Source organism: Longimicrobium sp. (assembly GCF_036387355.1).
Classification (GTDB): Bacteria; Gemmatimonadota; Gemmatimonadetes; order Longimicrobiales; family Longimicrobiaceae; genus Longimicrobium.
The window spans coordinates 1-9,308 of record NZ_DASVTX010000140.1; the positions used below are offsets into that span (position 1 = coordinate 1).

Annotated in this window: 10 protein-coding genes; 7 read left to right on the forward strand and 3 right to left on the reverse strand. The window is 69.2% G+C overall.

From position 1 onward, the window contains the following. Positions 1 to 292: 292 nt before the first annotated feature. Positions 293 to 1,564, reverse strand: coding sequence for an ABC transporter permease (locus VF665_RS06500; RefSeq protein WP_331052598.1), 1,272 nt, complete (start codon positions 1,562 to 1,564; stop codon positions 293 to 295). Continuing rightward, positions 1,557 to 2,513 (reverse strand): ABC transporter ATP-binding protein, encoded by a 957-nt coding sequence (locus VF665_RS06505; protein WP_331052599.1) that lies wholly within the window; start codon positions 2,511 to 2,513, stop codon positions 1,557 to 1,559. The genes VF665_RS06500 and VF665_RS06505 overlap by 8 nt, the downstream gene beginning before the upstream one ends. Before the next feature lie 244 nt (positions 2,514 to 2,757). Between VF665_RS06505 and VF665_RS06510 the strand changes: the two genes are divergently transcribed. After that, positions 2,758 to 3,198 carry a GatB/YqeY domain-containing protein gene (locus VF665_RS06510; RefSeq protein ID WP_331052600.1) on the forward strand — a complete coding sequence of 147 codons (441 nt, stop codon included), beginning with the start codon at positions 2,758 to 2,760 and terminating at the stop codon, positions 3,196 to 3,198. Between the two features lie 223 nt (positions 3,199 to 3,421). Here the strand turns inward: VF665_RS06510 and VF665_RS06515 are convergent, their stop codons facing one another. Further along, positions 3,422 to 3,580 (reverse strand): hypothetical protein, encoded by a 159-nt coding sequence (locus VF665_RS06515; protein WP_331052601.1) that lies wholly within the window; start codon positions 3,578 to 3,580, stop codon positions 3,422 to 3,424. Positions 3,581 to 3,854: 274 nt separating this feature from the next. On the opposite strand from VF665_RS06515, the gene hisZ reads away from it, so the two are divergent. The 6 genes from hisZ to VF665_RS06545 form a co-directional block, all read left to right on the forward strand. Beyond that, a complete protein-coding gene (gene hisZ, locus VF665_RS06520; protein WP_331052602.1) occupies positions 3,855 to 4,832 on the forward strand; it encodes an ATP phosphoribosyltransferase regulatory subunit in 978 nt (325 codons plus the stop codon). Next, positions 4,829 to 5,482 carry an ATP phosphoribosyltransferase gene (gene hisG, locus VF665_RS06525; RefSeq protein ID WP_331052603.1) on the forward strand — a complete coding sequence of 218 codons (654 nt, stop codon included), beginning with the start codon at positions 4,829 to 4,831 and terminating at the stop codon, positions 5,480 to 5,482. The genes hisZ and hisG overlap by 4 nt, the downstream gene beginning before the upstream one ends. A 144-nt stretch (positions 5,483 to 5,626) precedes the next feature. Beyond that, a complete protein-coding gene (gene hisD, locus VF665_RS06530; RefSeq protein ID WP_331052604.1) occupies positions 5,627 to 6,919 on the forward strand; it encodes a histidinol dehydrogenase in 1,293 nt (430 codons plus the stop codon). Between the two features lie 247 nt (positions 6,920 to 7,166). Next, a complete protein-coding gene (locus VF665_RS06535; RefSeq protein ID WP_331052605.1) occupies positions 7,167 to 7,862 on the forward strand; it encodes a hypothetical protein in 696 nt (231 codons plus the stop codon). Between the two features lie 260 nt (positions 7,863 to 8,122). Next, complete coding sequence (locus VF665_RS06540) at positions 8,123 to 8,527, forward strand: DUF6941 family protein (RefSeq protein WP_331052606.1); 405 nt, start codon at positions 8,123 to 8,125, stop codon at positions 8,525 to 8,527. Between the two features lie 150 nt (positions 8,528 to 8,677). Further along, positions 8,678 to 9,308 (forward strand): DUF2182 domain-containing protein (locus tag VF665_RS06545; protein ID WP_331052607.1); only part of this gene is annotated, 631 nt, incomplete at its 3' end.

The window sequence follows — 9,308 nt, forward strand, 5'->3', positions numbered from 1 at the left end:
GAATAGGGAATAGGGAATAGGGAATAGGGAATAGGAACAGCCAAGGAAAAGCCTCACGCAGAGACGCGGCGAACGGCGGGAGGAGCAGGCCCGTCTCAAGGCTCCGTTGCACGGTGTGTCCGCTTTTCTTCTCTGTGCCTCTGTGTCTCTGTTAGAGATCGTAGTTGCTGTTCCCGTGACCTCCGTGCGACCTCCGTGACCTCCGTGCGAGACGAGGTTCTGCCCGCAGAACGAACAAGGGCGCGCTCCCCGCACGGGAAGCGCGCCCTCGTTTATCCAAAGCAGAAGCGGATCAGGCGGCGCGGAGCCACCGGCCCAGTTCCGCGAGCGTGGGCTTCTTGCCCGTGCTCAGGATCCCCACGCGGTAGATCTTGCCGGCCAGCCACACCACCGCCGTCACCCCCACCAGAAGCAGCGACACGGACGCGGCGAGCTCCAGAAGGGGAATGTCCGTGGACACCGCCCGCATGGGCATTACCACCGGCGAGGTGAACGGGATCATGGAAAGCACCCGCGCCGGCGTTCCCATGGGGTCCATGAGAATGCTGGCGATGAACACCACGGGAACGAACAGCGGGAGCATCATGGGGAGCGCAAGCTGCTGCGCCTCCTGCTCGCTCGTGACCGTGGAGCCCGCCGCCGCGTACATGGCGGCGTACAGAATGAAGCCCAGGAAGAAGAACACCAGCAGCGTGGCCCACATGGCCGGACCCATGTGCAGCGTGCTGAACGCGCTGGCGCTCATGCCGAACCGCCGCGACAGAAACTCCTGCTGCGAGGCCACCAGCGCCGTAAAGCTCACCCAGATGCTGATCTGCAGCAGCGCCACCGAGGCCAGGCCCAGGATCTTGCCCGCCATCAGGTGCATGGGGCGCACGGAGCTGATGATGACTTCGACGATGCGGTTGTTCTTTTCCTCCAGCACGCTGCGCATGGCGTTCTGCCCATACAGCGTAATGAGCTGCATGAACAGGAAGAAGATGACGTACGCCGTCGCCATCGTCGCCATCATGCTGCCGGATTCCTTGCCGTCGCCGGTCACGCGGGCCGCGTCGATGTCCACGCCCTTCACCAGCTGCGCCACCTGCGCGGCCGTCAGCCCCGTGCCGGCCATCCGCTCCTGCCGCACCACGGCGGAGAGCGCCCTGTCCAGGTCCTGCACCACGCGCACCTTGGTGACGTCGCGCGCGCGGTACATCACCTTGCTGGTCTGCAGCACGTCCGCGCCAATCACCACGTACCCGTCGATCTCCTTCTTTTCCACCCGGGCGTTCAGCGAGGCGCGCTGGGCCTCCAGCGGCTGCGTGCTGCGCTCGATGGTGTAGCGGATCGCCTGCTTGTCGGCGGACGGAGCCTTGAGGAGCTGCTCCACTTTGGCGCCGATGCCGCTGGGCGACTGGTCCACCAGCACCAGGGTGCGGTCGCCGCCGCCCGGCTTGATGAGGGCGGGCAGCACCATCATGGAGATCATGAACACCGGGAACAGAACGGTGCCGATCACGAACGCCTTGGTACGCACCCGCTCCAGGAACTCGCGGCGGATGATGAGAAGCACGTTATGCATGGGCCACCTCGGGGCTGCGGCGCGGACGGGCGGCGTCGCCCACCTTTTCGACAAAGATCTCGTGCAGCGTGGGCTGCACCCGCTCAAAATGCGACAGCGTGGCGTCCAGCCCGTTGGCGGCGGTCACCAGCGCGCGCGGGTCCACGTCCGCGCGCAGCTCGGCCAGCCACCCCTCGCGCGTGCGCTCCACCCGCTCAAACCCGGGCCACGACTCCATGAAGCGGTCCGCCTCGGCGGAGGCATCTTCGAACGCGACGGCGTAGCGGTTGCCGCGGTAGGCGCGGCGCACCTCGCGCAGGTTGCCGTCCAGCACTTTTTCGCCGCCGGCGATGATGCAGACGTGCTCGCACATCTGCTCGGCGCTTTCCATGTTGTGCGTGCTGAAGATGACGGTGCGCCCCTCGTCGCGGGCCTGCAGGATCGTCTCGCGCAGCACCTGCGCGTTCACCGGGTCCAGCCCCGAGTGCGGCTCGTCCAGAATCAGCAGTTCCGGCGCGTGCACCACCGTGGTGATGAACTGCACCTTCTGCTGCATCCCCTTGCTCAGCGTCTCCACCTTGGCGTTGCGCCAGTCCGCCAGCCCCATGCGGTCCAGCCAGCGGGCGGCCTCGGCCTTGGCGCGCGGGGCGGGCACGCCCTTGAGCCCGGCAAAGAAGGTGATGACGTCCATGACGCTCATCTTCTTGTACAGGCCGCGCTCTTCGGGCAGGTAGCCCACGCGCTGCAGCACCGTGTTGTCGCGTTCGGGGTCGGCGCCCAGGAGGGAGATGGTGCCGGCGTCGCGGATGATGATGTTCATCACCATGCGCAGGGTGGTGCTCTTGCCGGCGCCGTTGGGGCCCAGAATGCCGTAGATGGTGCCGCGCGGAACCGCCAGGCTGAGCTGCTTGACCGCGGCGTGTCCGGAATAGCTCTTGGAGACGCCGTCCAGCAGGAGTGCGTGACTCATGTCCATTCGGGGAGGGTGGTCTTGCGTGCCGCGGCAGAACGCCGGCCAGCGGCGGGACGCGCCCCGGGGGGAGCGCGGGGCGAACTACGGGGTGCGGGCGCCGCGGGTTTCGCGGCGCGGGTGCGGCTGTGGGAAGCTACTATGGTATAAGAAGATGCGGATTCCGGCAACGCCCGGTTGAGCCGGGCCGCCCGCGGCGGTAGATTCCGGGGCAGAACACTGGCCCGCACCCATTCGCCCGACCATGTCCCAGACCACGCTGAAGGAACAGCTCCGCGCCGACCTGAACCAGGCGCGCCGCGACCGCGACAAGCTGCGCACCACGGTGCTCACCGGCTTTCTGGCCGACCTGCGCAACAAGGAGATTGAACTGGGGCGCGAGGTGTCTGACGACGACGTGACCGGCCTGGTGACCACGGCCATCAAGCGCCGCCGCGAATCCGCCGAGCAGTTCCGCGCCGCCGGCCGCACCGAGCTGTCGGAGAAAGAGGATGCCGAGGCCGCGCAGCTGCAGGGCTACCTTCCGCCCGCGCTGGGCGAAGACGAGGTGCGCGCCATGATCCGCGCCGCCATCGACGGCGGGGCCAAGGACCTGGGCGGGATCATGAAGGCGGTGAGCCCGCAGGTAAAGGGCCGCTTCGAGGGCCGCGAGCTGAACCGGCTGGCAAAGGAAGCGCTGGCCTGACGGCTGGAACCGCCGTTTCACACGCCACGGAGAAAAGAACGGAGGTCACGGAGGGCTCTCGCCGTCGCGACCTCCGTTCTTTCATCCGGCGCATCGTGAACAGAGTTAGTCTGTTGCTGCTCGTCCGTGACCTCCGTGCCAAACGGCGGTTGACGGCCTCAGAGAACAGACGAAAGCGGGGGCCGCCACGAATGGCGGCCCCCGCTTTCCGTCCGGGCGATGCTCAGACCGCGCGGCGCCCGGTGATCACGCGCCAGGCGATCACGATCACCGCGACGATGATGAGCAGCCAGGCAATCTGGCCGAGCGCGCCGATCACGCCGCCCACGCCAAGTCCGCCAATGAGCAGCAGCACGATGGCGAGAATCAGGATCATGTCCATGGGGCCGTCCTTTATGCAGGTGTGAACTTGTTGGCACTGCTTCCGTTACAGCCTGCGTCAAGGCACTTCGCGTGCCACATCCCCGAAAAATCGCCACGGAAGGTGCGGCCCTTCGTGCTCTTCTCCTTCCCGTGCGTCCCCGTTTGCGGCGGGTAGCAGGTCGGCGCCGCTCCTCCATCGTCTCCTTGATGCCTCCGCACCCTTCGTGAGAAGCGGTGGCGGACGTGGCTGCGGGATTGCCGCGCCGCGGCGCCTGCCGATAAGTTGTCAGGCTATGTCCAATCTCAGACTGGCCCAGGTACCCCCGGGCTCGCAGGACCTGCTGGCCGACGACGTCCGCCTGCGCCGCACCGTGCAGCGCGCGTGGTTCGGCCTTGCCGAGGAAAGCGGCTACCGCGAGGTGATTCCGCCGACCTTTGAGTACGAGGAGGTGTTCACGCTCGCGGGAACGCAGCTCGCCAACGAGCTGATCCGCTTCGTGGACCGCGACGGGCGGCTGGTGGCGCTGCGCGCGGACTTCACCAGCGCCATCGCGCGCATGGCCTCCACGCGCCTGCGCGACGCGGAGCTGCCGCTGCGCCTGTCGTACGCGGGCAAGGTGTACCGGCAGCGCCCCGAGGGTGGCGGCCACGCGCGCGAAACGTTTCAGCTGGGGGCGGAACTGATCGGCAGCGCGGGGCCGGAGGCGGACGTGGAAACGCTGCGCCTCGCCATCGGCCTGCTGCGCGCGCTGCAGGTCCGCGACTTTCAGATCAACCTGGGCGACATCCGCTTCGTGCAGCCGCTGCTCACGGGGCTGAACGAGGCCGAGGCGGAGTCGCTGCGCAGCGCCATCGACCGCAAGGACCGCGCGGCCCTGGCGGATGGCGCCCGCCGCTACGGCGCCCCGGCCGCAGTCGCCCGCGCGCTGGTGGAACTGCCGGAGCTGATCGGCCGGGGCGACGTGCTGCTGCGCGCGCGCTCGCTCGCCTCGGGCCCGGAGGCGGAGGCGGCCATCGAGCGGCTGCGCGCCATTGACGCGCTGCTGACGGAAGAGGAGCGGGCACACGTGGTGTACGACCTGGGCGAAATCCGCGGGCTGGGATACTACACGGGGATGCAGTTCGAGGTGTTCGTGGCGGGGCTGGGGCGCGCGGTGGCGTTCGGCGGCCGGTACGACGGCCTGCTGGCGCGCTTTGGCGCCGACCGCCCCGCCGTGGGCTTCGCGCTGGAGACGGACGCGCTGGCCGCCGTGCTCGGGGAGGTCCTGTGAGCGGCCGGCCGCTGCGCATCGCCCTGCCCAAGGGGCGCATGATGGACGAGGCGCTGCTGCTGTTCGGCCGCGTGGGCTCCGAGATCGCCGCGGAGGCGCGCGACTCGCGCCGCCTCATCCTTCCCTCCGCGGACGGGCGCTTCGAGTTCCTGCCCGTCAAGAGCGGCGACGTGCCCATCTACGTGGAAAGCGGAGTGGCGGACGCGGGCGTCGTGGGGCTGGACGTGCTGGAGGAGGGGCAGCAGGACGTGCTGCGGCCGCTGGACCTGGGGTTCGGCGGATGCATGCTGGCCGTCGCGGCCCCGGCGGACGCGGCGTATCCGCTGCTCCCCGGCGGCACCATGCCCCGCGTGGCCACCAAGTACGTGGAGAGCGCCCGCCGCTTCTTTGCCCAGAAAGGGATGCAGGTGGAGCTGATCCGCATCTCCGGATCGGTGGAACTGGCGCCACTCCTGGGCCTGGCTCATTGGATCGTGGACCTGGTGCAGACCGGCCGCACGCTGGCGGAGAACGGGCTGGTCGTCGTGGAAAAGGTGTCCGACAGCACCGCGCGGCTCATCGTCAACCGCGCCAGCCACAAGCTGCGCCTGGACGAGCACCAGCGCCTGATCGCGGACCTGGCGGGGGCGATTGAGAAGAGCAGTGCGTGAGTGCGGGGTGCGTGAGTGCTGAGTGCGGAGTACTTAGTGCTCAGTGCCGAGTGCCCAGTGCTCAGTCCCTAGTGCCGCGGCTGATCTGAGCATCCGGACCTGAGTCACTCTCGTACTTTCGCACTCTCGTACTTTCGTACTCCTTTGCAGATCAACACTCTCCGCGTCTCCCCGCCGTACCGCGAACTCCGCGACCTGGCCGCAGGCGCGTCCACGGACGACGCGGCGCTGCGCGAGTCCGTCGCCGGCATTCTGCGCGACGTGGCCGAACGCGGCGACGCGGCGCTGCTGGAGTACACGGCGCGCTTTGACCGCTTTGACGCCGGGTCCGCGGCCGGGCTGCGCTTCGGCGCGGACGCGCTGGCGGACGCCGCCGCGTCCGTCGATCCGGCGCTGCTGGATTCGTTGCGCCGTGCGGCGGAGAACGTGCGCGCCTTTCACGAGAAGCAGCGCGAGCACGGGTTTCTGGAGGTGGAGCCGGACGGAACGCTGCTGGGCCAGCGTGTGGCCCCGCTGCGCCGCGTGGGCATCTACGTCCCCGGCGGCCGCGCGGCGTACCCGTCATCCGTGTTGATGAACGCGATCCCCGCCGCGGTGGCCGGGGTGGACGAGATCGCCATGGTCACGCCCACGCCCGATGGCGAGATCCTGCCCGTCGTCCTGGCCGCGGCGCACGTGGCGGGGGTGACCGAGGTGCTGCGGATCGGCGGGGCGCAGGCGGTGGGCGCGCTGGCGTACGGCACGGAAACCATCGGGCGCGTGGACAAGATCGTGGGCCCGGGCAACAAGTGGGTCGCCGAGGCCAAGCGGCAGGTGTTCGGGCGGGTGGACATCGACATGGTCGCGGGCCCGTCCGAGATCCTGGTGATCGCCGACGACGCGGCGGACCCGGTGCACGTCGCCGCCGACCTGATCGGCCAGGCGGAGCACGATCCGGACGCCATCGCGTGGCTGGTGACCCCCTCCGCAGCGCTGGCCGAAGCCGTTCCCGCTGCGCTGGAGGAACTGCTCGCGCGCAACCCGCGGCGCGAGGTGGCGCGCGCGGCGCTGAGCGACTGGGGCGCCATCATCCTGGTGGACGATCTGGAGCAGGCGGCGGAAGTGGCGGACCTGCGCGCGCCGGAGCACCTGGAACTGCTGGTGCGCGAGCCGCTTGCGCTGGCCGGGCGCATCCGCAACGTCGGGGCGATTTTTCTGGGCGCCAACAGCCCCGAGCCCATGGGCGACTACTTCGCCGGACCCAACCACGTGCTGCCCACGGGTGGAAGTGCGCGGTTCGCCAGCCCGCTGGGCGTGTACGACTTCGTAAAGCGCACCAGCCTGATTGGCCTGTCGCGCGCCCGCCTGCTGCGCGACGCCCCGCATGTGATCCGCCTGGCGGAGAGCGAAGGGCTGTTCGGGCACGCCGAGGCGGTGCGGGTGCGGACGGAGCGGTAGGCGCTTCGGGCTCAGAGCTGCGGGGGGCGGAGTCGGGCGCGGGGGCGAGTGTGGCCCTCACCCGTCCGCGCTGAGACGCGTCCACCCTCGCCCATGAACAGATGTGGGAGAGGGGGCACACCCCAACGGCGGTGTGGCGCGGGCGGCAAACGCGCAACTTTGCGACACACGGCGCGTAGGGTCTCCCATGACACGCGCTGAATTTCATGCACGACGCAGGGTCGCGGACCGCTGGCACTGGGCGCCCATGCTGGTGCTGGTGCCCGGATTCGCCGCCATCATCCCCGTGTCGAACGCCCTCCAGACTGGCGTGGGACCTCCGTTTCGCTCAACGCGGATGGTACTCCTCGTTCTCGTCGTGCTCGCGTCGCTTGGAACGAGCATCTGGCGCGGGTCTAACCGGAGGTTCCGGTTGTTGGGGCTTGCATGCGCATCGTGCGGGACGCCGCTGATCGACTTTCAGCGAATGCTGGCTCTGAACGGATCTTCATGCCGGCGGTGTGGCGCGGAGGTCTTCGTGGAGTCGGCCGAGGAGCGCACGCGCGCGGCGACGCTGCCCACCCTCGCGGAGGTGGAGGCGCGCTTCCGGGACGCGCATCGTCTTCCGCGCCGGGAACAGGGATTCGTGCTCGCCTGCGTGGCGACGGTTGTTGCGGGGCTCGTACAGGCTTCGCGAACCCCGGAAAGCTCGATCCCTGCGTGGGTAATGGCGGCTTTCGTGATCGGGATCCTGGCCGCGGCGAACGTTCTTGACTGGCTCCGCGGCCGCAGGATGCGGGCGTTGGGCCTCTGGTGCGCCACATGCGACCGAGCGCTCGGCTCGTTCAGCAGAGCTCCGGACGAGGCCACCATGCGTGCCCGCGCGTGCTGGTACTGCGCCGCGCGCGTCATCCGGAGCGATGCGCCACCATCGTCCAGCGCCGGATCGAGTCGGGGCAGGTGAAGCCTCACAGTACTTCGTCAGGCCTTCCGCCGTAATTGCGGCGAGTTCACTCGCTCAGCAGGCCCCGTGGGTGCACGACGTTCCGAGTCGCACGCCGCAGTATCCGCCATGCCCAACCCTCCCCCAGTCTTTTTTGGGGGAGGGTGGGTGAGTCATGCGAACCCGGGTGGGGGCCGCCGTCCGGTGCGCACTGGGCACTGGGCACTCGGAACTGGGCACTTCTGTTCTTCACTTCCGTTCCTTCGCACTCACGCACTACCTTGAACGTTCTCTATTCCGTCATCGCCGAAGAAGCCAACCTGCGCCACGACGGGCGCATGGACGTGCATGGCGTCTTCCATGAGCTGTACGCGCCGGGCTTTCCCGCGCAGCAGGAACGGCTCACGCTCGTCGTCACCATGGAGTGGGCCGCCGAGGAGCGCGGCGCCATCGACTTCAGCGTGAACCTGCTGGATCCGGCGCGCAGCCCCGTGCTCACCATCAACGCGCAGACACAGGTGGAGGATCAGTACGCCGTCCACCGCGCCGCGCGCACGCAGATGGCCATCCCCATGGACGGCATCGTCTTTCCCACGGCCGGCACGTACCTGTTCGAGCTCACCGTGGGCGATCACAAGGAAGACCTCGCCAAGATCTACCTGATCGAAGACGCCAACGCGCACTGACGCGGCGGGCGGTCCACCTGTGGCGCAAACAGAACGGGCGCGGCGGAATCTCTCCGCCGCGCCCGTTCGTTGTCATTCTGCGAAAAAACGCGGCTCCGGCCGTCCAAGGGAGTAGCCCCATGAGGCATTCCCCTGGACCGAGGACGACCGATGCGCCGTGTGCGGAGGTGGGTGGAGGATCATCCGGAGTGGTGGACCGTGCTCGCCGCCGCGGCGGGGTGGGCGGCGCTGGCGTTGATCCCTCACGCTCACGCCCATGCACAGGCGGCGCACGAACATGCGGGACACGCGCACATGCAGCACGACGGCGCGGCCGCCGGCGGCGGGGCGGGGATGTACGCCCTGCGCGCGGGGGTGATGACCATCGCCATGATGCTGCCGCTCGCACTCACGAACGTCCGCCACGCGGCGTCGTCCCGCTCCGGCCTGCGCAGGCACGTGGCGATCGCGGGGTTCGTGGCGGGATTCCTGGTGGTCTGGACGCCGGTGCAGATGGGGATCGATGCCGCCGCGGTCGCCCTCGGCAGCCGCGCCGGGTGGATTGCCGTGCTGGCGATCGCCGTCGCCGCTGCAGTGTGGGAGCTCGCGCCCGGGCGCCGGGAGCGGCTGCTTCGTTGCCACGCGACCACGCCGCTCGCCGCGACCGGCTGGCGCGCGGACGCGGACTGCCTGCGCTACGGCGTGGTGACGGGCCGGCACTGCGTGGCGTCGTGCTGGGCGCTGATGGCGCTCTGTGCCGCCGCCGCGCACGCCCTCCCCGTCATGGCCGCAGTGTTCGCCT

Coding starts and splice junctions, on each gene's coding strand:
- VF665_RS06500 (WP_331052598.1), bottom strand. CDS start 1,564: ATGCATAACGTGCTTCTCATCATCCGCCGCGAGTTCCTGGAGCGGGTG.
- VF665_RS06505 (WP_331052599.1), bottom strand. CDS start 2,513: ATGAGTCACGCACTCCTGCTGGACGGCGTCTCCAAGAGCTATTCCGGA.
- VF665_RS06510 (WP_331052600.1), top strand. CDS start 2,758: ATGTCCCAGACCACGCTGAAGGAACAGCTCCGCGCCGACCTGAACCAG.
- VF665_RS06515 (WP_331052601.1), bottom strand. CDS start 3,580: ATGGACATGATCCTGATTCTCGCCATCGTGCTGCTGCTCATTGGCGGA.
- hisZ (WP_331052602.1), top strand. CDS start 3,855: ATGTCCAATCTCAGACTGGCCCAGGTACCCCCGGGCTCGCAGGACCTG.
- VF665_RS06535 (WP_331052605.1), top strand. CDS start 7,167: ATGCTGGTGCTGGTGCCCGGATTCGCCGCCATCATCCCCGTGTCGAAC.